At 37.5% G+C, this 24,335-nt stretch carries 24 protein-coding genes; 6 read left to right on the plus strand and 18 right to left on the minus strand.

All coding sequences use genetic code 11. The features are described from left to right. Window position 1: 1 nt before the first annotated feature. The 3 genes from J9537_RS15725 to J9537_RS15735 form a co-directional block, all read right to left on the minus strand. Window positions 2–1,978 carry a HelD family protein gene (locus tag J9537_RS15725; protein WP_070537700.1) on the minus strand — a complete coding sequence of 659 codons (1,977 nt, stop codon included), beginning with the start codon at window positions 1,976–1,978 and terminating at the stop codon, window positions 2–4. 228 nt (window positions 1,979–2,206) lie between these two features. Continuing rightward, window positions 2,207–3,178, minus strand: a complete 972-nt coding sequence (locus J9537_RS15730) for a glycoside hydrolase family 43 protein (protein WP_070509464.1) — start codon at window positions 3,176–3,178, stop codon at window positions 2,207–2,209. Between the two features lie 14 nt (window positions 3,179–3,192). Further along, window positions 3,193–4,455, minus strand: a complete 1,263-nt coding sequence (locus J9537_RS15735) for an oligosaccharide MFS transporter (protein ID WP_010743404.1) — start codon at window positions 4,453–4,455, stop codon at window positions 3,193–3,195. A 221-nt stretch (window positions 4,456–4,676) separates the two neighbouring features. Between J9537_RS15735 and J9537_RS15740 the strand changes: the two genes are divergently transcribed. Both J9537_RS15740 and J9537_RS15745 read left to right on the plus strand, forming a co-directional pair. After that, window positions 4,677–5,570: an ArsR/SmtB family transcription factor gene (locus tag J9537_RS15740; RefSeq protein ID WP_070509465.1), complete on the plus strand. Its 894-nt coding sequence runs from the start codon at window positions 4,677–4,679 to the stop codon at window positions 5,568–5,570. Window positions 5,571–5,963: 393 nt separating this feature from the next. Then, window positions 5,964–7,931, plus strand: a complete 1,968-nt coding sequence (locus J9537_RS15745) for a VWA domain-containing protein (protein WP_070509466.1) — start codon at window positions 5,964–5,966, stop codon at window positions 7,929–7,931. A 77-nt stretch (window positions 7,932–8,008) separates the two neighbouring features. Here J9537_RS15745 and J9537_RS15750 read toward each other — a convergent pair whose 3' ends face one another. The 3 genes from J9537_RS15750 to J9537_RS15760 form a co-directional block, all read right to left on the minus strand. Continuing rightward, entirely contained in the window at window positions 8,009–8,992 is a 984-nt protein-coding gene (locus J9537_RS15750) for a choloylglycine hydrolase family protein (RefSeq protein WP_070509467.1), read from the minus strand. Between the two features lie 96 nt (window positions 8,993–9,088). Continuing rightward, window positions 9,089–9,277 carry a hypothetical protein gene (locus J9537_RS15755; protein ID WP_070509468.1) on the minus strand — a complete coding sequence of 63 codons (189 nt, stop codon included), beginning with the start codon at window positions 9,275–9,277 and terminating at the stop codon, window positions 9,089–9,091. A gap of 11 nt (window positions 9,278–9,288) precedes the next feature. Continuing rightward, entirely contained in the window at window positions 9,289–9,768 is a 480-nt protein-coding gene (locus J9537_RS15760; protein ID WP_176746299.1) for an Rrf2 family transcriptional regulator, read from the minus strand. Window positions 9,769–9,972: 204 nt separating this feature from the next. On the opposite strand from J9537_RS15760, the gene J9537_RS15765 reads away from it, so the two are divergent. Together J9537_RS15765 and J9537_RS15770 are read left to right on the plus strand one after the other, a co-directional pair. Then, the gene (locus tag J9537_RS15765; RefSeq protein ID WP_070509469.1) at window positions 9,973–10,158 is read left to right on the plus strand and encodes a hypothetical protein; all 186 of its coding nucleotides are present in this window, start codon (window positions 9,973–9,975) and stop codon (window positions 10,156–10,158) included. Between the two features lie 84 nt (window positions 10,159–10,242). Further along, on the plus strand, window positions 10,243–10,836 hold the full coding sequence (locus J9537_RS15770; protein ID WP_070509470.1) for a histidine phosphatase family protein: 594 nt from the start codon (window positions 10,243–10,245) through the stop codon (window positions 10,834–10,836). 68 nt (window positions 10,837–10,904) lie between these two features. On the opposite strand, the gene J9537_RS15775 is transcribed toward J9537_RS15770, so the two are convergent. Further along, the gene (locus J9537_RS15775; protein ID WP_070509471.1) at window positions 10,905–11,375 is read right to left on the minus strand and encodes a cyclophilin-like fold protein; all 471 of its coding nucleotides are present in this window, start codon (window positions 11,373–11,375) and stop codon (window positions 10,905–10,907) included. A 60-nt stretch (window positions 11,376–11,435) separates the two neighbouring features. Next, window positions 11,436–12,002 carry a DapH/DapD/GlmU-related protein gene (locus tag J9537_RS15780; RefSeq protein ID WP_070509472.1) on the minus strand — a complete coding sequence of 189 codons (567 nt, stop codon included), beginning with the start codon at window positions 12,000–12,002 and terminating at the stop codon, window positions 11,436–11,438. A 109-nt stretch (window positions 12,003–12,111) separates the two neighbouring features. Between J9537_RS15780 and J9537_RS15785 the strand changes: the two genes are divergently transcribed. Continuing rightward, window positions 12,112–12,981: a LysR family transcriptional regulator gene (locus J9537_RS15785; RefSeq protein ID WP_070509473.1), complete on the plus strand. Its 870-nt coding sequence runs from the start codon at window positions 12,112–12,114 to the stop codon at window positions 12,979–12,981. A gap of 68 nt (window positions 12,982–13,049) precedes the next feature. Continuing rightward, window positions 13,050–13,667: a hydrolase gene (locus J9537_RS15790; protein ID WP_070509474.1), complete on the plus strand. Its 618-nt coding sequence runs from the start codon at window positions 13,050–13,052 to the stop codon at window positions 13,665–13,667. A 72-nt stretch (window positions 13,668–13,739) separates the two neighbouring features. Here the strand turns inward: J9537_RS15790 and J9537_RS15795 are convergent, their stop codons facing one another. The 10 genes from J9537_RS15795 to J9537_RS15840 form a co-directional block, all read right to left on the minus strand. After that, window positions 13,740–14,006, minus strand: a complete 267-nt coding sequence (locus tag J9537_RS15795) for an LPXTG cell wall anchor domain-containing protein (protein WP_070509475.1) — start codon at window positions 14,004–14,006, stop codon at window positions 13,740–13,742. A 33-nt stretch (window positions 14,007–14,039) separates the two neighbouring features. Continuing rightward, entirely contained in the window at window positions 14,040–14,645 is a 606-nt protein-coding gene (locus tag J9537_RS15800; protein WP_070509476.1) for a hypothetical protein, read from the minus strand. 19 nt (window positions 14,646–14,664) lie between these two features. Then, on the minus strand, window positions 14,665–15,183 hold the full coding sequence (locus J9537_RS15805) for a hypothetical protein (protein ID WP_070509477.1): 519 nt from the start codon (window positions 15,181–15,183) through the stop codon (window positions 14,665–14,667). After that, complete coding sequence (locus J9537_RS15810) at window positions 15,183–17,465, minus strand: hypothetical protein (RefSeq protein WP_070509478.1); 2,283 nt, start codon at window positions 17,463–17,465, stop codon at window positions 15,183–15,185. The genes J9537_RS15805 and J9537_RS15810 overlap by 1 nt, the downstream gene beginning before the upstream one ends. 655 nt (window positions 17,466–18,120) lie before the next feature. Continuing rightward, window positions 18,121–18,501: a hypothetical protein gene (locus J9537_RS15815; RefSeq protein WP_070509479.1), complete on the minus strand. Its 381-nt coding sequence runs from the start codon at window positions 18,499–18,501 to the stop codon at window positions 18,121–18,123. Window positions 18,502–18,716: 215 nt separating this feature from the next. Further along, window positions 18,717–20,159, minus strand: a complete 1,443-nt coding sequence (locus tag J9537_RS15820) for a PASTA domain-containing protein (RefSeq protein ID WP_070509480.1) — start codon at window positions 20,157–20,159, stop codon at window positions 18,717–18,719. After that, a complete protein-coding gene (locus J9537_RS15825; protein WP_070509481.1) occupies window positions 20,152–20,826 on the minus strand; it encodes an ABC transporter ATP-binding protein in 675 nt (224 codons plus the stop codon). Before J9537_RS15825 ends, J9537_RS15820 begins: the two co-directional genes overlap by 8 nt. 12 nt (window positions 20,827–20,838) lie before the next feature. After that, the gene (locus tag J9537_RS15830; protein WP_070509482.1) at window positions 20,839–22,311 is read right to left on the minus strand and encodes an FtsX-like permease family protein; all 1,473 of its coding nucleotides are present in this window, start codon (window positions 22,309–22,311) and stop codon (window positions 20,839–20,841) included. A 48-nt stretch (window positions 22,312–22,359) separates the two neighbouring features. After that, entirely contained in the window at window positions 22,360–23,034 is a 675-nt protein-coding gene (locus tag J9537_RS15835) for an ATP-binding cassette domain-containing protein (RefSeq protein ID WP_070509483.1), read from the minus strand. Next, complete coding sequence (locus J9537_RS15840) at window positions 23,027–24,301, minus strand: ABC transporter permease family protein (protein ID WP_176746300.1); 1,275 nt, start codon at window positions 24,299–24,301, stop codon at window positions 23,027–23,029. Before J9537_RS15840 ends, J9537_RS15835 begins: the two co-directional genes overlap by 8 nt. Between the last annotated feature and the right edge of the window lie 34 nt (window positions 24,302–24,335).

Here is a 24,335-nt window from a genome sequence, read left to right on the forward strand (position 1 = left end):
CTCACTCTTTAATGAAAAGGGTCAATTCATGCAGCGCACGGGAACAGCTAGTGTATAACTTATTACTTTTTTTTCCTAGCTGGTCGGCACGAATATCTGGTAAGATCACCTGATCAAACTCTAACCCCTTGGCGAATTGAGGTGTTGTCAAAATAATTCCTTCAGAGATTTTCTTCGTGTCTTTCTCAAAACGAACCATGTTTTCCTCCGGGAAATCCGCTTCGATCGCTGCAGCTTCCTGCCAATTCTGACAAATTATACCACAAGAGCTATAGTCGCTTTCATTAAATTCTACAATTTTTTTAGCCATTTTTTCTTTGGTATAGGTTTGAACCTCTACTTCCTTTCCGTGGCGTTTCACTGGTTTGATTGCTTCCTTCTCAGTGATAAATTGTTTAGCAAACGTCATAATTTCGAAACTAGAACGATAACTGGTCAAAAACTTTACCAGTCGTACATTAGGAAGGATCGCTCGGATCGTTGAAAGAAAATCATCTTCATAGGAAACAAGGGATTGATGAACATCTCCGCAAATAGTTTTTTGACAAGGAAACAATTGCTCAATCAAGGATAGCTGCAGCAACGAATAATCCTGCATTTCATCGATCACTAAATGCTTAATCTGATTGTTTGGTCTGATTCCCTCGATCATGTTCTTAAAATATAAATAAGGGTACAAATCTGAGTAAGCAATCAAATTTTTTTCTTCTATATAATAAGGTATGTTCATCGCTGATAAAAAGCGATAATAGTCTGACAAACTGCCTATGACGTTGATTCTTTTTTTGAACTGCTTCATTAGCTCCTTTACAAAGGCTTCACGTCGGTGTTCTGAGACACGTTTGCTAAGCAAATAAGAAATTTCTTGAATGATTTCAAATAAGCTTTTTCGGGTCTGCTGTGTGACATACTTTTTAATGTCCTTTGTGGAAATCAGTTGACCTTCAATATCGATGTCTGCTGAATAAAGCTTGGCTTTCATTTGTTCATAGTGATCCAAAAACACCTCAAAAAATTCTTTGGACTGCTTGTAGCGATATACCTGTGCTTGAGCTGATTGCGGGTTCTCCATAACTTCTTTCAATTCGTCTTGGCGATCGGTAACTTGATACTTTTCTTCGATGAACATTGACCCGAGACTGACTATGTCAACTTGAGGCAGTTCATCTTCACCTAACTCCGGCAACACTGTGGAAATGTAATCCGCAAATACTTGATTTGGTGAAAGGATCAAAATATCTGAAGCGGATAATTCTTCTTTCTTTTGATACAGCAAATAAGCCATGCGGTGAAGCGCGATCGAGGTCTTTCCTGAACCAGCGGCACCTTGAATAATCAGATTTTTTGTCTTTGTATCTCTAATTGTCTCATTTTGTTCTTTTTGTATCGTATGAATGATGGTTTTCATTTCATTTGATGTGCTTTTCCCAAGTTCTCGCATGAGGAGTTCATCGTTAATCGCATCGTTAGTGTCAACGATAAAATTAATCGTTCCATTTTTGATTTCAAATTGACGTTTTAACTGCAACTTCCCATAAAATTTTCGATTGTGAGATTCATAAAAAGCCTCGCCAAGAGAAAAATCGTAATACAGAGAGGAGATTGGTGCTCGCCAATCATAGATCAGCTGCTCCCCATAACGATCCGCAAAACCATAACGTCCAATATAAAAGTCCTCCGATTCATCCTCTTCATCGAATTGAAAGGTAATCTTACTAAAATAAGGCGTCTGCTTCTGATAGTTTAATTTTTTTAGGATGTTGGCTTCCAAAACACTTCGACTATCGATAAAATTCAAATTTTGGTGGTGATTGTACACTTCGTATTTATCCAATTCATTTTTATAGTCAATTGTATAATGCTTCAATTCTTTGTAATTCGCTTCATTCTTATCCAAGGTTTCTTCAACTTCAGAAATTTTGCTTTTAAGCTTCAAGGTTACCTCGGCTAGGTAGCGTTCCTCTGTCATTGTCTTCATCCAATCTCCCCTTTCTTCCTAATCTTAGCAAAGCTCTAAAGGGTGGTGTTATAATGGAGGGTTAGAATTGGAAATATCTAGAGATATGAGGAAGTGTCTTTAGTAATAAACGTTAGTTAACTATCGGTTCATAAACGGAGTTAGGTTCCAAAAGAAAGACCATTGTTCTCTTTTCTATCAAAAAAGACCTGGCGGATGGCCAAGTCTAATTCGAACTTATATCTTTAACTAACGGACTGTTTCTTTTTCTCTATAAGCAGCCGGCTCTCCAAATTGTGGGAAGCCAGCTTCATCCCAAGAAAAAACTTGGGCGTTCGCGTGACGATTAGGGTTATCTAACGGATCTCCTTTTTTATTTTTCTCAGGTCGAGCGTGGAAGATCAGCACATCCTCTGAATTATCCTCACTCTTAGTAAAGGAGTTATGTCCCGGACCGTATTGATGATTCTTTTCAGAAGAAACAAAAACTGGCTGCGGGCTCTTATGCCAAGAATAGCCGTCCAATAGATCACTCGTTTCATCTGCCCAAAGCAATCCCATCGCATAGTTTTCATCTGTTGCACTACCAGAATAGGTAATAAAGATTTTACCGTTGCGTTGAATAACCGCAGGACCCTCATTGACCCAAAAACCAATTTTTTCCCAGTCATATTCAGGAATCGTCAACAACGTTTGTTTTCCTTTTAGCGTCCATGGATTTTCCATTTCAGAAATGTATAGATTCGAGTTTCCAGGAATTCGAGGATCTAGCTGTGCCCATACATAATAAAGCTTCCCTTGATGTTCAAAAGTAGTCGCATCTAAACTGAAACTCTCAAATTGTGTCACAACTTGCCCTTTTTCCACCCATTCTCCCTCGAACGGATCCGCGTGTTCATTTTCTAATACGAACATCCGATGGTGATGGTACTGATCACGAATTTCAGCATGATCGCTGGCAGCAAAATAGATGTACCATTTCCCTTGAATAAAATGAATTTCTGGCGCCCAAATTAATTGGCTCATATTTCCTGTTTTATGTGCATGCCAAATTGTTACTGCTTCTGCCTCTCCTAATTCATTCAGTGATTTGGCTCTTCGTAATTCCAGTGTTTGGTAACCAGGTACAGAGCCCATAAAGTAATACCAGCCATCCTGATGTTTGTATACCCATGGATCTGCTCGTTCTAAAACAATTGGATTGTTGTAGTGTTTTTGCATATGATTTTCCTCCATTACCTCACTTCAACTGCATCTTCGGCAGAAGTAAGTGTGTGTTCATTTTTTTGGTCGTTTTCTAAGGTGAAGATACTAATAATCGTGATAATCAGGACTAACCCTGCTAACAACAAATAGGTTTTATGAAATCCGATACCATCATACAAGCTACCAGAAATCGTAGAAAAAATAAAAACAGAAACCTGCTTGGCAAAGTTTGAGCCCAGCATATAGATTGTCGCGTATAATTTCCGATCAAACGTATGTGAGATATACTTCATGATGGATACAAGCAGCAATGGCATTTCTAATCCGGCTAGTACTCGGAAAAAGATCAAGAATGGATAGCTTGGAGAGAGAGCGCTGCCAAATATACGTATAAAGGTAATAAATCCGAAAATGATCAATCCTCGCTTCGCACCAATCTTATTAATGATGTAAGGCATCGGAATCATCAACAATAATTCCAAACCTACTTGCGCTGAAGCCATGTAACTGTAGATAATGGTGCCATCATTTCCATTCTCAAAAAAGCTCTTGAAGTAAACAATGAACTGCTGATCAAATACATCATAGATAGCCGCAGCACCAATATAAAAAAGTGCCAGCGCCCAGAAATTTTTCAGTTTAAAAATCGAGAAAATTGTTTTTCGATCTAGCTTTGACTCTTCTTCGTCAGTTGAAAGTTCAAGATCACCTTCATCAACATCTACCTTATCAAAGAAGAGAACTAAAATAGTCAAAATTGTTCCCGCGATGGAGCAGGCCCAGAAAATCGCTGTAGGATTCCAAACGAATAATCTCCCTGCAACTAAAGTAGCGACGATTCCTGCTAGCGAACCACCCATACGTGAATGACCATACTCAAAATTGTTGACCCAGCTCGCACGCTCGATGTACTGTTCAATGACTCCGACACCGCCATTTAAAACAAAACTTAAATATAGTCCCGCAACTAAAACCGCCAAATATAAATTAATTCCCAATAACGGCAGCATAAGCCACTGAAAGAAAGGTCCTATAAATATAGCGCTAGCAGAGATAGCTGCTAACAACGTCTTCTTGAACTTCAATCGATCGGAAGCGATTCCAAAAATTGGTTGAAAAATCAACGAAATACCTGCCATTACCGAAAACAGTAAGCCTGCTGCTGTCCCGCCTAATCCGGCAACCTGCTCCAACCATAAGGTTAAGTAGCCATAGACAACTGCCCAAGAGAAGAAATACGCAAAGTGACTTCCAGCAAAACTCCAAAAATGCTTTTTTTGATTGTTTACCATAATAATCTCCCTTAACATTTACATTAATCCAAAAAGTAAATAGAAAGCGCTTTTCTTTTACTTTTTCATCATAAATCAATATTACCGCTGTGTCAAACATAAATTTATTAATCTTTAACCATAAAAACATAACAGATTAACATTTTAATTAACATTAAACCGTTGATTTTTCTCTTGTCAAGAGTATAATTAAGGTAATCATTAATTCAAAGGAGATTTTTATGCAGCTAGATATTTCTCAAGACTCTCTCCCAGTATACGAAGCATTGGCTAGCTCTGTACGGCTAACAATCATCCAACTGCTTTCCAAAAAGAAAATGAGCGTGAAAGAACTCGCCTCAGAACTAGGACTCAGTAGTGCAATTGTTACCATGCATGTAAAAAAATTAGAAACAGCTGGGCTAATTACCACAGATCGACTTGGTCGTTCAAAAGTTTCCAGCTTAAAGGTTGACTCGATTACCGTGAATTTTCCTAAAAAAATTTATACCGCCTACAATACCTTGGATACTTCTATTCCGATTGGTCAATACACCAACTTCTCCATTGTTCCGCCTTGCGGATTGGCGACGTCTGACGATTTCATCGGAATTAATGATCATCCAAAATATTTTATGGATCCTTCGCGAATGAACGCACAAATACTTTGGTTCACCCAAGGCTACATCGAATATCAAATTCCGAATCTATTAGAGAAAGAGCAAAAACTTGAAATGCTGGAAATTTCTATGGAAATTGCTTCAGAGTTTCCTTTTTCGAATAATAATTGGCCTTCTGACATTTCTTTTTCATTGAATGGAAAAGACTTAGGAACCTGGACTTCTCCTGGTGATTTCTCAGATATTCGTGGAAAAAATAATCCGGCATGGTATCCTGACAACTTGAACCAATATGGACTATTAAAAACTATTCGAATCATGGATCATGGAACCTATATGGAGGGCGAACCTCTATCGCCTACAAAAATTACTGATTTCAACTCAAATGACACACAGCTATGGACGTTAAGGATCGAGGTCAAATCCGATGCGAAAAATGTCGGTGGTTGTACAATCTATGGCAAAAAATTTGGAAATCATGAACAGGATATTGATTTTAAACTGTTTTATAGTTAATAACTATAAATAGAGACCGCCCAGCAAAAAAGTTTTACTGGGCGGTCTTTTTTGAATTCGTGATAACACTATTCAAACGAGAAACTATTTTTGTAATTCAATAAAAGGACTTTGTTTTATTCACATAATTTTTTTTTAAGAATTCCTTTCATTAAGTATAAGGAATTTTTATCAGGATAATAGCGTTTACAATAGCTTCCAGAAACTACTTATTAACAATAATAAGAATTTAAAAAATCTAACAACAGCAGAATAAATGTTTTTTCGAATTTTAATAATATTATTTTTAGAATGAATTCATTATTATAAATTCTCAATCGTGGAGTATATCACATGATTTATAACTTAAACGGTGCTATACTTTAGCTATTATAAATATCATTGGAGGATATTATGAAAAATAAATATTTTATTTTTATCGGTGGAATACTTTCAGTACTATTCGTTTTTTTCATTGCTAATTCCAATAAAGTAATGGCTGATGAAAACAAATTTCATTATGAGTCTACGCAAACAGGAAATTATATAACTAACGGAGTTGCAAATGGCGATACCTACAATTATGGATATCAAGGGACGCAAGATATTCCTATTGATAATGAAGGCTTTGTCAACTATGATGATCAAGCTTATGTGAAGAAAACCGTTAAGGCTAATCCGCAAAAACAAGGTCTTTTTGATGTAACATTGGACATTAAAGGAAATCAAGTCTCCCATTCACCATTAGATATTGTTTTAGTTATTGACTACTCTTCTTCGATGAAAGGAGAAAAGTTGGCTAATGCCTTAAAAGGGCTTCAAGAATTCGGCAATGAATTAGGCAGTTCTTTGTCCAATGGTGTAGTAAAAATCGGCATCGTTGCTTATAATCGAAACGTGTACAGTACGAATGGATTTACAAATGATATGTCCGAACTAGAGAACTTTTTAACCAATACGGCGGAAAGTCATACGGGAACCTTCATTCAAAAAGGGTTATATGCTGCCCAAGACCTTTTTGTAAACCATAGTCGAGCTGATGCTGAAAAAATGTTGATCCACATCGGAGACGGAAGTGCCAATCGCAGCTATCTGCCAGTTGATAATGCGGCGTCATATGTGAATAATGGAGAAATCACTGACTATAATGGATGGCATACTAACTCTTATTATACAGCTTTCCAAACAAGCTCGGAGAAGTTCAATACAAGTGATAACATTTCAGATACCAATGGCACGCTTGTTGATAGAGCAGTTGTTACGGATGCAACATTGGGAACAGTCGTATCATTAAAAAGAACAGGCATCATCTCCTACTCAATTGGTACAGCTCCTACAGATAGAGGCGGGTATATCGCCAAAAATATCGCGGATAAGGAAAGTCATTACCGCTCTATTGATGAAAATCTTGTTGATTTAGGCGAAGCTTTGAAAGATATCATTCTTTCTGTAGCAAAAACAGTCCCTAATGGAACGGTCACTGACCCTATGGGAAAAGATATCCTACTACAAGGAAGCGGAAACTTCATACCAGAAAACTATACTTTGACTACATGGAGAAGAGATGCCAGCGGTACTTGGAATGCATTGGAACAACAAACAAATCTTCCGAGTGTGTCGGAACAAAATCAAGTCATCACTCTCTCCAAATTATCTTTAGGAGAAGATGATCGTGTCACGTTGACTTATCAAATTCGATTGAATACAGAAGCTAATGACTTTAAAGGCGACTTTTGGTATTTATGTAATCAGCGGACTACTTTAGATCCAAATAGCGATGGGACCCTTTTAGATTTTCCAATTCCATCTATTAAAGCACCAAAAGTATCACTGGAATTAGAAAAGAAGTGGAAAAACACACCAGAATCCTTGATTCCAGAAAAAATCGATTATCAAGTGAGTCGTACACCTTTAGTGACCTCTACTGCTTGGACTACTTCAGATACCATGGCTCTGAAAAAGGAAAAGAACTTTAAAGCAACAATTACAACTATCCCTGCACTCGGAGTGAATAATGACCTTCCATTGTACAATAATGCCGGTGACACAATCAGCTATAGTATCAATGAGGTGAATATCCCAGGTGATTTCGAGTTGTCTACCAGCCAAGAAAATAATCACTTTATCTTAACCAATACGTACAAAAAGACTACACCTAGCAGTACCGAACCTAGCAGCTCACAACCTGCGTCTTCTGAGTCGACTAGCTCTAACGTACCAGCAATTGCAACAACAGAATCTACTAAGAAACAAGTAATCACAAAAGCAGAAACAAAGAAACGTTACCCGCAAACAAATGATACAAAGAGTAGTGCTATCTGGATTGTATTAGGTACTTCACTCATTGGTTTTTCTATTTACTTCTTAAAGAAAATTAGTTAGCAAATAAATTTTTAAACTAAAGCTTGATATCAAAAAAACAATCTATTTGGAAGAGGTATTTCCAAATAGATTGTTTTTTAGTTTAGATTAGTTGTTTTAAATGCTTTGCTATACTCAAATTCCACTGGTTCTTTTTTGCTTAACAGTTCCTCATTCAGAGTAAGCTTAAAAACTTCTTGATTTTCGTAAGGATTAAAGTAATAGGTTCCCTCAGTAACATCGAAAATGGAGCGATATTGTGTGTAATCCACTGAACCATCATTTTTAATGTTTACACCTTTTGGAATGGTTACATTATCTAAAATCTTGGTGATTGCATTTAGCGCCTCGTCTAAGGTACTTCCTGAATCTGTCAACGAACGGAGATAAGCTGTTCGAACAAATCGTTCAGGTGAAGTATACCCACCAGGCAACCCATATGTTCCAGAACCTTGCCCAAAGGGGGCCACTTCGAAGGCATCAATTTTTTTCGTTGGAAAATTGTTTGGCTGAAGACTTAGATAATTGTTTAAATTTTTTAAGTGCCAACCGAATTCCGGACTGTTGGTCATGACACCAACTGGATTTTCTTTTATTACCAATTCACCGCTATCTGATTCGATGACCACCGTTTCACCTGTCTTATCTGTAACGATAAAATGAAGGGGTGGAACAAAGCCTAGTACAGGAACCGCTTCATCTACTAAATTTATCGAAGCAATTTTTTCTCTTAGTTCAGAAATATCCGTGATACTTCCTAGCAACCACATAATAAATTCGTGAGGAGCCAAATTTATTTTGTTCTTTTTTATTTCAGAAGAATACTTCGCCTCGTTCAAAAAATAGAGTTCAGCAACTGCGAGGCCTTGTTCATTCACACCATCCGCTAAAAAATATTCTCCTAAATTTCTTCCAGTACCTACAAATCCAAAAATCGTTTTTTGATCTGCATCTACTTGCTGCTTCCAAGTATAATTTCTCGGAATGTATACAGGCCTTCCTTCAAGCTGAAAACCAAAATCCATGGTTCTTGCTAAAAAATGTTCCTTTGATTTGGTGGTTAATGTCAAACTAGTACACATAAGCAATCCTCTCAATCTGCATATAAATTTTTTTGGCAGTAGTCATCCCCTATGTTTCTCGCCTAAAAAAGTTCTACTTCTTCTATTTAAAAATTCTTACTTAAATCGATCTTTGATCGAAGAGGAAAGATCTTTAAATTGTTTGCCTACGGCTTTCCCTTTCTCTGCATACTCCTCGCCGACTTTTTTTCCTTCTTCGCTATATTTCTCTCCTAATTTAGCTCCTTGTTCCTTTGTTTGTTGAAAGCTTTCTTTCAAGTTATTGATTTCATCTTTAAATGACATGTTAATCTCTCCTATTCTTCATTTACTATTTTTTTCCAATCAATCGTCAAAAAATCACCATCAGCTGTTTTTGGCAAAATTTCCGTTAACCGATGTGAACGTAATTGTTCAAAATATATCTCCTGTGCATTCGAATGTATTTTCTTAACTACATCAGATTTTTCTTTAATGAGTTCTTTATCCATAAACATCGCATGGATTGGCTCCAAATTTACCTGTGATAAGAACTGATTCTTACCCTCCACCGCTAAAAAAATATCGAGAAAATTAATTTCCTCCATTGGTTTGTTTAGCTTATAGCCACCTTGCTTGGATGCATAGGACTCGATTAAATCCGCATGCTTGAGTTTTGATGCAATCTTTTGAAGATACGTGTGGGAGACATTCATTCGCTTGCTGATTTCACTGGCCTTTAATGATTCATTTTCCGGCAATTCTGCCAACATGACTAAAATTCCTATTGCTTGGACATAAGACGATGATAATTTCAAACAATCTCCTCCTTTTGTCGATATTATATATCCACAGACTTGTTTTGTCCACATAAATGGCTAGTAATATTTTTTCATCAAATAAACGATAACTGATATGAATTTTTAATGAATTTCGAATTTGTCTATTTTATAGTTCCTCTATAAAATGACTTATATAAAGTAGAATAAAAGGAGTGTATCCTATGATTGGAGGGACGTTTGATGAATCTTAACGAAAATACATATCCGCAGTTCTATTACCATTGTTTCCCATCCATAAATTTCTTTCCTACGATCAAAATGATTCCAGATACAGGCTTCATTTATGTTCGATTGATTTCAATCATTTTTGCTTTGGCTGGTTGGGAGAATAGAAAAATTAACGCCGACTATTTATTCGAAGGATAAGAAGGGAAAGTCGAAAGAAAAATAATGATGCGCTTACACTCTCCTTTTGATACTATTAAATTAGTGAATGAATGGGAGGCAGCTATGAAAAAGAAGCTATTTTTAATGCGTCACGGAGAAACGCTTTTTAACCAATTAAAAAAAATCCAAGGGGCCTGTGATTCCCCTTTAACTGAAAAAGGCATTCAACAAGCTAAGCAAGCCCGAGACTATTTTTATGAACAAGCGATTCATTTTGATCATCTTTACTCTTCTACTCAGGAACGGGCTAGTGATACGCTAGAAATAGTTACTGACGGGAGGCCTTATCAACGCCTGAAGGAACTAAAGGAAATGGGCTTTGGTTCTTATGAAGGTGAACAGCAGTTTTTACAGCCTATGGGGCAGGAATATTTCGAGTCTTTTTATCTTCAATTTGGTGGCGAATCCATGTCAAAGGTTCAAGAACGAATGACAACTGGCTTGCATCGAATCATGGCGCAGGAAGATCATCAGAATGTCTTAGCAGTCTCACATAACGGCGCCTGTGTCAGTTTTCTTCAGACGATTTGGGAGGGCGATGAAAATGAATTGGTTCGGGCATTTCCTAACTGCGCAATCTTTGACTTAAGCTATGAAAACCAGCGATTCAAACTAGAAGATATTATTGATCCAGCAATCAAGCAAAGTATTCTGTAAAAACACGCGCAATGATCGGAAAAATGATCGTTGCGCGTGCTTCTTCATTCTCATGCTTTTCTTTCTTCTTACTGAATTCTTTCGACAACTACATCCCCACTTCCCAATTGCTCCGCTAGAAGTTCCGGTTGTCTTATGCGACCGATTCTTGTGTAGGAATAGCTTGTTTCGAAACTTTGATAAAAGATTACCAATGTTTGGTCCCCATAGAGCAAGACATCTCCTATTTCAATCTTTCCCACCTTTTCTGCCTGAACGGGAAGTGCTTTTGGAAGTTCGAAATATTTTTCATTTTGATGCAGATCCTTCATCGCAAATTCTTCTGGTAGAATTTCATGTAGCTCATCAGCCGTTGAATTTCTCTCTAATTCGATCTGGTAGTCGTTTCCATTCATTTTTAGTCGGATCGTTTCCCTCCCCTTACTAATCTTACTGGGTGCATTTATTTCCCGAGAAGAATCAGCAGTTCCACAGCCGGAAAGAAATATAAAACAGCTGCAAAATAGCCCTATAAAAAGAAGTTTTCGCAAAAGCTTCACCCCTATCTACTCCTTTTCTAATGGAAAGCTTCTATATAAACCTTAAAAAAACTTGTATTCCTATTCTTTGATTTCTTTGACTATCTTAGCCGGAGTTCCTGCTACGATAACATTCTCCGGGACATCCTTTGTCACCGTAGAATCCGCTGCTACGATTGAATTTTTACCAACAGTGACACCCGGAAGTACCGTTACATTTGCACCTAACCAAGCATTTTCTTCAATTTTGACTGAAGAAACGGAAATCCCTCTTCTTTTTTTCGGTTCAACTAAATGATTGACCGTGATAATTCGACACATCGGTCCGATCAATACATGATCCTCAATCACAATTCCACCTAAGTCAACGAACATGACGTTTTGATTGATAAAAATGTCTTTACCAAATGAGATATGTCTTCCATAATCAGTGTAAAATGGAAGTGAAATTGCGACAGAGTCTGCTATTTCTTTTCCAGTGATCCTCTCTAAATATCGTCGGACTTCTTCAGGAGTATGATACTTCTCGTTCATTTCCATTACAAGCTGCTCATTGTCGGCCTTTAGCTCGTGAATCTCATCGTAAACAGCGGCGCCAGGTACTATTTCTATTCCTTGGATTTTAGCTAACAGCTCATGTTTGTTCATTCTTTTTGACCTCCCTTACTTGCTGACTTAAGTATACTTCGCTATACTTGCAATGAATAATACTTATAATGAATAGCTAGCTATCGCTTTAGGTTATAGGAGGGGCATCATGGAATTACGTGTATTGAATTATTTTTTAACCGTCGCCAGAGAAAGAACAATCAGTAAAGCCGCTGAGGTGTTACATCTCTCTCAGCCTACTTTATCTAAGCAGTTGAAGGATTTAGAAGAAGAATTAGGGGTACAATTATTTATTCGCGGAAATCGAGAAATCTCACTGACAGAAGATGGTGTTTATCTGCAAAATCGCGGCAAAGAAATCTTGTCCTTAGTCGATACCACTACCACAAATCTGCAAAAAAACGAGATTATTGGTGGTGAAATCACGATTGGCGGCGGAGAAACACAAGCCTTCCAAGTCCTCTCCAAAATTTTGAACAAACTAATAACTGATTACCCAGACGTAAATGTTCATATGTATAGTGGCAATGCAGATGATGTAAAAGATAAAATCGATAAAGGCCTACTTGATTTCGGTTTGGTTATTGACCCAGTAGAAAAGCAAAAATATGAATATCTTTCCCTGCCTGTTTCTGATCATTGGGGGATTTTAGTAAACGAACAGCACGAGTTAGCCCAAAGCAATGCTGTTTCGCCAAAGGATTTAAAGGATCAGGCATTGCTCATTTCTAGCCAATCGTTAGTAAATAATCAACTATCAGAATGGCTGGGTGGAAATTTAAGTAATTACAAGATTGTTGGCAGCTATAACCTGCTTTATAATGCCTCACTTTTGGTTAAGGAAGGTTCAGCAGTTGCGTTTTGTATTGATGGGATCATCAATACAACAGACAGCGATTTGGTCTTTGTTCCATTAGAACCTGCTCTTCACTCAACCATCAGTGTGATTTGGAAAAAGAAGCAGGTCTTTTCTAATGCGTCCTCCCTTTTTCTCAAAATGCTGAAGGAATCCAGATAAAACGAAATCTTCGTGATTTTTTCTATTCCGCGTTACAATGAACGTATTAAAATTAGGGAGTGGATAAAATGACTAGCTATGATAAACGAACAGAAGACGAATTGCTTTCGCCAGATAATACTGTTTTGACTGTGATTGATTACCAGCCAACACAGATCAATTCTATCAATTCTATGAACCGTTCAGAATTGATTCGTAATACAGAGATCGTCATTGAACTGGCGAAGCTTTACAATATTCCCATCGTTCTTTCTACTGTAAATGTAGAAAAAGGCTGGAATACCGATACGATCCCTGTCTTGAAAAAAGCTGTCGGTGAAGATGTCCCATCTTATGACCGCAGCTCAATCAATGCTTGGGAAGACAAAGAATACAATGAAGCCATTAAAGCGACCGGGCGGAAAAAAATCTTGATCCTTGCTTTATGGACAGAAGCCTGCTTAACCTTCCCGACTCTAGATGCGTTAAAAGAAGGCTACGAGGTCTATCCAATCGTTGACGCTGTTGGAGGAACATCGCCTATCGCTCACGAAACTGCTTTACGCCGTGTCGAACAAGCCGGTGCGCAATTAACTTCAATTGCTCAACTCGCTTGTGAGTTGCAACGAGATTGGAACCGGGAAGAAACTGTTCCAGGGTTTGATGAATTATTGACGAAGTTTGGAGCGTTTTCTAATTTAAGATAATGAATAAAAGTAAAAGTGAAGGCAGCGATATCAAAAATTGATATCGCTGCCTTCACTTTTTATATACTGTCTTCACTCTTTAGAAGAATATGCAGGCTCTTTTTTCAACCATTCTTTTCTGATGAGCCATAGGATGATCACGAACAGAATAAGCCAAATTCCTGCTAATTGAAATTGTGTGCTTATTTGATCATTGGTTTGTGGATACTGTTTGGAAACAGTCGTATGCATCAGAATGCTTTTGGGTTTAGAACTTTCTACATTCGTTTGATCTTTCGCCAAAGGATCGGTGGATGGGTCTAGCCCGATGAACCCTTTGACCTCAATTTCATTTCCCATCGTCACCCCTCAAATCACTTTTTTATTATCACTTTAGTTCCAAGTATTAGGCACATCCAATTTCAAGGTCATCGTAAATTCAGGCGTTGTTTTTGCTGTAGAAGCTGCAGTCAACTCTCCGTCATAGCTAAAAGTTGTTTCTGCTTTTGATGGATCTGCCATATCAGTACTTGTGAAATTACCATTTTTATTGGCTAATGTAACTAATGGGCTACTAGCAAATGTAGTATTTAAAGTGCTACTATCAATCAATTTCTCACTCGTTGTTCCATCGCCAATTTTTAGGTTCAAGCTGCTGATCGGTGTATATGCATCAGAAGCGCTTTTATGCTCAAATTTTTCTACAGATACTGCTACCGGACGTCCAGAATTATTTTTAATACTATAGGTTGGTGATTCAATTGACGTTTGTCCATTAACATTATAAAAAACTGTCGCTGTATCCAAAGTAACATTAACCCACGAATCGTTTCCTTCTTCGATCGGTGATGTTGGATCTGTATTATCCATTCCAATCGTACCGTTTACTGTTACATCTGCTGATCCTTCACCATTTACATCTGCTGCGTTAACTACTGATGGTAAAGCCATTCCAAAACATGCTCCTGCTACTAATAAACCTGCCATAATTTTTTTCATTGTCGTTTCTCCTCTTTTTTTATTGGATTTTTAGTGTAATACCAGCTGCCACTTGACCCTGTTTTTCTTTTGTTTCAGGATCATAAATACTGAATAATGCGGTTGCTTTATGGTCCCCTTTCTCTAATCGTTTTTCTAAAGTTCCTTCTTTTATTTCATACCCGGGCTTGATCGCACCGGAGGTATAAACAATTTCATTTGTTTCTTTATCTCTGATTTCGACATTTACTGGATAGGCATTTTCCTTTGGATTGCGTATCGTGATATTGCCTTTTAATGTCTGTTGATCAATTGTCGCTTCAGGAACAATCATCATGTTGAACTTACTCTTATCTACTTCTTTTTGTGCTAATTGCTTTAATTCTTTCTCTGAAATCTTCGAAGCATCTTTTCCTTCTGGTAAAAATTCTCCGCTGATTACAGATACAGCTTGCGGTTCTTGTCTTGTTAAGAAGTAGCCTGCCGCTCCACCAATAAGGAGGAGTAATAAAAGCAGGACTAAAATCTTTTTTTTGTGTTTATTGTAGAATTCTTTCATTAAGGGGTTCCCTCCTCTGTACTGCCATCTTCAATCAACAGCGTCAATTGAGAATCTAATTGCATTACTTCTTCGATTGTTCCTTGATATTTCCCACCTAAACCAATTTTTTTTGAATTACCGCCATCAATCGTTCCGAACAGTGGCTTTGTGACAGGATTTTCTAAATTCACCAATTCGATTCCTTGAGGATCTTCACTAACCAGTTTTAAGAATAATCCTTCTGCTGAGCTATTTAAATCCGTTTCTGATAGCAATGGAATGTTGTTAGGATTACTTTTCACTTGGAAACTATCGACTTTAATATCTACTGGAGAGGTCCCATTATTTTTGATGGCATACTCTCTATCCTGCACAATATTGGCATCCATATCTGTTCGAAATGCGATATACGTTGGAACTTCCACATTAATCATCGCCTTCGTTTTAACCGTGTCCTCGAACCAATAACTTGACTGTCCGCTCGGATCACATTCAATTTGAGCATATAACCAATATTTAGTGTCTTGCTCCAAGCCGTCAAAGGTAACTTCACCATCGATTGTAGTGGTCGTTTTTTCTGCGACAAAATCGACAGAATCCTCTGTAGGATCATCAACTTCTTTGGAATATAATCGATACCTTACTTGTTTAAATGTGTTATTAAATAATTCATAATTAGATAATCGAACGTTAAAATCAAGGTAATTTGATGTTTTCTTCAATGTAGCTATCTGTGATCGAGGTTCTGGAATTTTTACTAATTGGATAGTGGTTGCTGTCTTCATGGCATTCTTTTCTTCAGCAGTAAAATCATTTGTATCCGTCACAACTTCTCTTGTGATATCCCCAGTTGAAATGTTCCAAGTACCCGCAGCTTTTTGTGAGTTAATCGCAAAGCTCGGTGTAGTACGAATGGCATATCCTTCTGTTCCTTGTTGATCACCTTCTGCAGCAGCGAATGGAGCAAAGGAAAAATTATTGTTCCCGCCTACAAAACCAATTGGATTAGTGTCATTATCTGACGCCGCTGTAAATTCCACTAAATTGGCATTATCAATGACAAAGGTAGAATTGGCTCCTACTGCCCCACCAAATACACTCTTATCTTCTGTCGTTTCAAATCGAGCATCCGCGCCTTTACCGATGTAAACGCTACTAGAATTAGACAATTTAACGTTTTTAGGATAGCTAATATCTAATAAACCATTTTCACTAACTGAAATATTCCATTTTCCATTAAAATAAATCGGATATTTAGAAATAGTACTTCTAGCATTAACAGATTTAACCAATAGTTTTGCATTTTTACCAACGTTGATATCACCATCGTTGATACTGTTATATATAAAAGCATGATTGCTTTCGACGTCGAATACTGCATCCTCAGCCAAATTGATAACATTTGAGTTATTTGATCGTCTTGCCCAAATAAATCCATCATTATACCCCGTTTGATGCCGAACCGTTGTTTTACTTCCTTGTTCAAAGTAAAAAGCACTTGCCTCTGCAAACTCCTGTCCAGATCCTTCCAGAATAAATTCATTTTCTCCTGAAAAATGAATTTCAGATCCTGTTTCATTAATGTAGAAAGCTTGTGCACCATTGTTTGAATAATAATTAACGTTATGAACATTCAATTTCACTACTTCGCTGTCATTAGCAGGAAAAATACCATAAAGATTTTTCATAGGGACCGAGTAATCAGGACTGCCGAAAGTCATATTTTGAAAGGTTACTTCGATGTTCGTATTATCCGCATATATTCCTTTTGAAATCCCATCATCTGGATAGGAGACCGTTCTTCCGTCACCATCAATGACAACATTAGACTTTACAGGAACCGCGGTACTCAATGTAAAAACGCCATTACCACCAAGTTTGATATGTGTAGGTGGATCAGTTTTCGCAAGTTCTGCTTTCAACTCTTGAGAATCATTTACGACTGTCCACGTTATTCCGTCGGATCTTGTTTGGCGGCTTCTTATCGTCTCCTCTTCAGAAGTAGTCGGTTCTAAAGTGTTTAATGTTTCAGATTCTTTTTGCTCTTCTATCGAACTACCAATTGAAGGTGCTTGAGATACTTCCGTTTCATCGATATTCTCATTCTGCACAGAACTACTTTGCGTAGGTTCGGGTATTGATGATTCGCTAGAGAGCTCTTTCAAAGTGTCTGAGATTTCCTTTTGTTCTTCGGATGTACTGATTTCAGTCGCTCTTGACTGATTGGACCATATGAAAGAAGGAAATAGAACCAGACAAATTAGACAAGAATAAAAAGCGTAACGTAACTTTTTATACATTATTTATTCCTCACTTTTTTATTTATTACTGGTTTAAAAATTGCATTAAATAATTATTAATCAAACTTATTGTCTTTACTAGATAATAGTCATTAGCAATTTATAATAAAATCATATACTTTCAATCCGACATATGTCAAAAAATATACTTACCTTTAACACTAAAATCACACTAAAAAAACATCTATATTTGTTTAACTTCAAATTTCAACTTACTTTCATCACATAAAAATAACGAAATATTTTTTTGGGCAAATGACATTTAAAGTTTTATACCCCTTGTTATTTAACTTTTTTTTGATAAAAATTATCTAATTAATGATCCACACGAAAATAACAGTCAAAATCACAAGAAAATTTTAATTTAGATAACTTATCCGCTGTAGCCTCTTCACAAAAAAATCCCTCACTAAATTTCTCAGTGAAGGAATATAATTTTATTTGATATAAAATATACTATGATTTTAATCTTGATATGATTTAACTTTTTAAAATTTCCACAAAAGATAAGGTTGAATATTCTTCCCAATAAACTCTCTCTTAGATTAGTAAAATTGGTTTAGAGAATATATCGTTTGTGATACAGGACTAAAAAGACATGATCCGAATAGTTTTAAAAATCCTCTTATTCCTAACTATTGAAAATAAGAAAATTTTACGGCAAAACCTCGATTTCATCACTCAATCTGAAGATTCTTGGACGAGAATTCATTGAATGGTTTGTTTTCAAAAGATTCTCGTTAGCAGCTGGTGGCTGATTCAAGGAAACTTGTTCTAAAGTTATTGGTACATCATTACCGCGATCAGTCTCTTCGATGCTCTGAGGTTTCTCCACATTTTGAGCAGAATGATCAATAGACTTTTTCTTAGCCCCCGTATTTGGCAATACTCTCTTACTCGTTACATTCACCTGAATTTTTGTCTGATACGTGTATTCATAAAGGAAATACGCACCTCCACTGATCATTAGCAGCATCACTGAAATCAACAATGTCAGGCGACGAATCTTGTCTTGTTCGCTAGTTGTGCCGTCCATTCTCAATCCCTCCGTTCAAAAAATAGAATAAATGACTTTTTTCATTGCATAGTCATCAAATATATTTATATTATAACACAAATAATTATATTTTATCACACATAAATAAACTCATTCGTAGCAATACTGAATGAGTTTATTCTTTATATTTATTTACTCGATAAAAACGAACATATCAAGCTTAGAAATAGGCTATTTTTTACAGCTTTATTCATTTATTCACTCGGGCTTTCCTGATTCTCACCATTATCTGCCCCACCAGTGTTGTTAGGGAAGCTCGTCGGCGCCGAACCTAAGTTACCCAAGCTGATATCAATTGAAACAGTCAAGTTCAATGGGATATATTCACTGAAGTGGCTCATCCCAACGACCGTTCCCTTTGGCTGATCTGAATCGACCTGTCGGATGACATAATGAACATTCGCCCCTTTTGATTGAAACTCATCGTGAAAGTATTTTTGTAGTCCACCTTCCACCATGGTTCCGCGTAGATCCTTCATATAAGGGCGACCTAATGAATAGAGTACCTTAATGGTTAAATCATCTTTAGCACTTAAAACCTTCCCTGCCTCTACACTTTGTGAAACGAGTTGACCATAGGGTAAATTTTCTGTATAGATCCCTTTAGCTTGAATCTGTACGCCTTCTAAGGCTGTACTTGCATCCTCCAGACTATAGTCGGAAAAATTAGGCACTATAAAGCCTTTCCCTAGTGATACTTTCACAGTCATTTTATCCTTTTTCGCAATTTTTTCGTCCTTAGCAATACTTTGCGCGACAATACTATCCGCTTGAATCTCATTAGAAGTCGTTTCTTCATAGTTCATATCAATCTCATTGTTTTTTGCCCATGTTTCCACTTCACTGCGTGGTTTTCGTTGAAAATCCGGTACCTTGATATCTTTTTGATAGGTTTGTTTGCCTTTTGAGAAATAAACCTTTGCTGGATCTTTTCGTTGATAGGTTTCAGGTGTCACTTCGGCGTTTTTGATTTCACTACGAATGGGTTTTCCTTTTTCAATTGTGTCACTGTACTCTTCTATCAGTGAAAGATTTTCAGCCTGGTTTTCTTTGATCCATCTTTCAGCCTGCTGCTTATTCATTTTCATAAAATCCGGCAATGGAAGCTTTTCTTTTGGATCAGCACCTAAACTGTTCGTGACAGTCAACGTCTTGCTCTTTTTTATTCGAGAGCCGGGTTTTTGTTTTTGAGAAAGAATCGTGTTGGCTTCCTTGCTTCGAGCGTAGGTTTGCTTGATTTTAGTTTTCAGTTTATTTTCTGTTGCCCACACTTGGACATCTGTCAGATTTTTTCCAACAAAATTCGGAACTTTCACGTAAGTCAGTTGATAATAAAGAAAGCTAACAAGGAGGCCAACTAAAGCAATACCAATGAGAAGCCAGCGTCGTTTACGTTGCTTTTGCTTCTTATAAGAAAGTTCAAATGCTTCATTCTCTTGTTGAATTTTATTTCTCCGTTTCGGCTTTGGATCAGAAGGTTGCTTCTCTGTTTTAGGAACAACTACTTGCCCTCTGTCTTTTGGCTCCTTTTCCTGCTCATCATTAATTGCCCTCTGTGAGTCGTGTTTTCGCGGAGATTTTTCTTCCTTACGACGTTGATAGTTGTCTCCGTTGAAATTTGATAGAAAATCACTCATACGGCAGCAGCTCACCTTGACTTAGATAATATATCTCATCTGACTGTTCCGCAATTTCACGCGAATGGGTAACTACGATGACACATTTATTGTGAATGGACGCCAAATCCTTAAAAATCGTTACGATCTCCTCCTCCATGCTGACATCAAGGTTTCCTGTAGGTTCATCCGCTAATATAATGTCTACATTTGTGGCTAAGGCTCGAGCAATCGCGATTCTCTGCTGTTCGCCACCAGAAAGCTGATTGACTAGGCGGTCTGCTTTGACTTTAGTGATTCCAATGTAGTCTAACAAATTATAGGCAATTTCCTCCGTTTCCTTCGGCATTTCATTGTCAGTGATCGCCATCGCAACTAAAACATTTTCTAACCCTGTTAGATAGGGAACTAGATTGTAATTTTGAAAAATAATACTAACATTGTCTCGACGAAATTGATCATAGCCAATTTTCTTAATGTCTTCCCCATTATAGAGAACCTCGCCAAATGTTGGTTCATCCAAGGCACTGATTAAGGATAAAAAGGTTGTTTTTCCTGAGCCTGATTCCCCTAAAATCGTATAAAAACGGCCTTTTTCAAATTTTACCGACGTATCCTGTAGAATCATACGACGTTTACTGCCATCCTGATAAAAATAGCCCAATTCTTTTGTTTCTAAAATAGTCATGACTAGTTCCCCCTACATCATTATTTTCTTTGGATTCAGACGCATGACATACGTCAGCGGCAAGATAGCAGCCAATAAGATCGTTCCAAGACCTGCGGTAAGAAAAGTCACGATATACGAGATTGAAAAACGCACTTCATAGTTGCTTAGCACATCTTGATTTGTGAGTGATGAGCCTAAGACAGAAACGCCACTCATCGAGATTACTTGATTGCCCATAGTTTGTGCTGCTTGGTCGATCGTGTCTCCCGCCAACAATGACTCGGAAACCATTTTTCCTAAAATGTTTCCTGACAAAAGAGAGAACAATAAGGCGGCAAGACTAATTACAAACAGTTCAGCGATCACTTGCTTCATAATGTTTTTCCGATGTTCTCCTAGCGATAAATAGATCCCCCATTCATGACGGCGATCCTTCATAAATAGCACCACAACCAATGATATAATCAATAGTGAAGCCAAAACGGCTAATAGTACCACATACCCTGAAATTTTCGATAGACGTTTCACACTACTACCGACCTTATCAAATTCATCGGTAGAAGCCATTGCTTTATAACCTTCTGGAAGCAAAGGTTGGATTTCTGCTTTGAAGGCATCCACATCGTCAGGTGATTTTAATGTGAAGACTGGCGCTACTTGCTCTAATACCTCTTCTTGAGAGTCAGAAGATTGATTCTCCGCTTCAATTTTATTGATTTCACGCACTAGTCCATTTGATAAGAAAGCCGTATTGTACAACTCCATCTCTGTCATTTGCTGGTTCATTGCTTCTTGACCGTTTTGTCCATCGCTTTTCTTTTTTTCTAGTTTGATTGGCTCAAAAAGCCCGACGACTTTGATGGCATGCTGTGTTGAATCCTGTGTGTCCATCGTGCCGTCCTCTTTTTGAGAAACAGTCACAGTATCTAACACCATTTGATCGCCAACAGATAAGCCATTTTCATCTGCAACCTTTTTCGAGATCAAAGCTACAGGCTTCTTTCCAGCGAGTTCTTCTTTGGTTAGCATCCGACCATCAACCAATTTGACCTTCTTATTTTTGAAATCCATTGGCTCGGTACTGTTTCCGCCTTTTAAGTTCATCGATTTGAATCCCGTTGAAAACTGTACGTCTCCCTCCTGCTTCATTTCATAAGTCTTAAAGTTCTTCACAGGTAAATAGGACATGTAACTATAATCATAATCCTTCACGTAGGGGGAACTTCCCATTTTTTTTATTGTCTCTTCGTTCAATGTCTCTGGTTTACTTACCGCCTGAACATTCCCGTTTTCTTGTTGTTCAAGTAGTTTATTTAAATCTAGTTCTGGCGCAACCGTCGCTCCAAGCTGTTGTTTCATCTTCTTTTCTACATTTGCCGTTGATTGTTGAATCGCGATCGCACCAGCAATGACGTTTCCTAAAACAAAAATAACTGCGAACAAGATCAATGATTTTGCTTTAGTTCTAAAAATACTATTTTTCGCTCGTTTCCAATAATTCATCGTATGATCCTTTCTATCCAAGAACTTAGATGGTTGGAAAGCGAGATCTTATTTAGGAGTATCGCCCTTAATAAAGAGAAGTTTCCCTCCGTTAAGCCCCCATAATTCATCCGCAAATTTAACCGATTGCAGCGTCTGTGTTGTAAAAATCAGACATTTCTTTTGTTGCATGCAATAGCTTCTGAGTTTTTTTAGAGCAAAAGACACGCCGCATTCACTAAAGAGCTTTTCCGGTTCATCAACAAGAATCAGCTTCGCCTGCGGCTTCACCAGCAATTTCGCTAAAGCGACGAGTTGGCGATCTTTTTTTGCCAGCTTTTCGACTGGGAGCTTTAATTGTTTCTCCATCAATCCTACGGAAAACAATGTTTGCTTTAAAACTTCTTTGTTTGAATGAGCACCTGAAAGAAAAACTTCCAGCTCTAAATTTCCTAACGGAGAATCCTTTAATAAGCAGCTTTCTTGAAACAAGCAAGCAACCTCACTTCCTCGATAAGCATCACGATTAAGCAAGGCTAGTTCCTGTCCATCAAAAGTCAGCGACCCTCTACTGCAAACAGTTAACCCTGCGAGTAACGCTAAAAGTGTGCTCTTCCCACTGCCAGAAGCACCAAGAATCTGATAGCTTTTTCCTGTTTGAAAGCTTCCTTGAATCCCCGTGAAGGTAGTGATCTCCGATTGTTTATACTGATAATCAAGATTCTCTAAAACCCAATTACTCATTGGCGTATTTCCTCCTGTACGGAACTTGGATAACCTTTGCTACCCGGAGATTAATTGTTACCAGTAGAATCAGCAAATAAATGCCTAAAAACACTTTCGGCAAATAATGTACCCAGCTATTCGTTGAAACACTTCCGTAGCCAATTTGAGGAAAAAGCCAATCCATTAAAGGTTCTTGCTTTATTAGGTCTTTTTGAATTTTTAGTAGCCATTCATTAGTCATCCATCTACTTAAATGCTGTGCAGCAAAACCTGCAATAGCTCCAACACCAAGCATAAGAACTATATGCTCCAATAAGCTGCTTGACACTAAAGTTTGCCGCGGCATTCCCATTAAATGCAAGCTGTAAAAATCTTGACGGTGTCTGAGCGTTTGTTGCCAAACAACGGTTACCAGTACTATCCCAACAATCCAAGTAACAATTAATCCGTTAAATAGTAGCTCTAACGTATCTTTAAATGACTGGAGCATTCCTTGCGCCCAACTCTGACTGATCAGAACATAGTTTTTAAAGGACTCCATTTTTTTTAAATCATTTTTAAAACGCACGATTTCTTTTTTACTCGTTAATTGAAAGGTTACCGTTGAGATCGTTTGCACTATGCTTTTTTTAAGTGATTGGCCCGTTTCCCAGCTAATAAGAAGCCCATTATTTGGAGAAAGCCATTCACCTGTTGAAAATTTGGCTACTCCTGCAATCTTTATTTTTTGCTTCTGTCCTTTTGTACCAACTGTCAAGATATCGTTCACCTTCAAATGATTCGCTTTTGCTAAAATATCACTGATAACACAGGTGTTCTTTTCATCTGGAATAGTCCCTTGAAGGTCTTTTTCATTCCTCGTTAAAAGTTTTTTTAAAGATCCTTTATCCAGCAAAACAATTGGAAAAAAAGTAGCCTTGTTTTCCCCAGTTGAAAAACTTGAGAAGGCTGTCTCCTCTTGGTTACTCTCTTTTGGCTGAAGGAGAGATGTGGCTACGACCCCTTCTCCCACAAATTGTGCCTGCTTCACATAATCTTGATTCTTCAAATTCTCATAATCGGTTAAATTGAACTCTTTTGCTTGTCCCGTTTGATTTAAATCTTGCACGCCTTTAACCACCGTTGCAGCTTGCTCCTGATAATCCGCATAATATGCAGTAGCTAGTTGATAGCATTGAACAAGTGAATATATCACCAGTAAAATTACTAACATAAAGCAACCTGTTTTCAGGTGACTGTTTCGGTTTCGCTTAAGATTTAGCCAAGCATGTCGGATGATGATCATCGCTTTCGTCTCCTCCTATGAGTGTATAGTAGCA

It is taken from the genome of Enterococcus raffinosus (assembly GCF_019175485.1).
Classification (GTDB): Bacteria; Bacillota; Bacilli; order Lactobacillales; family Enterococcaceae; genus Enterococcus_A; species Enterococcus_A raffinosus.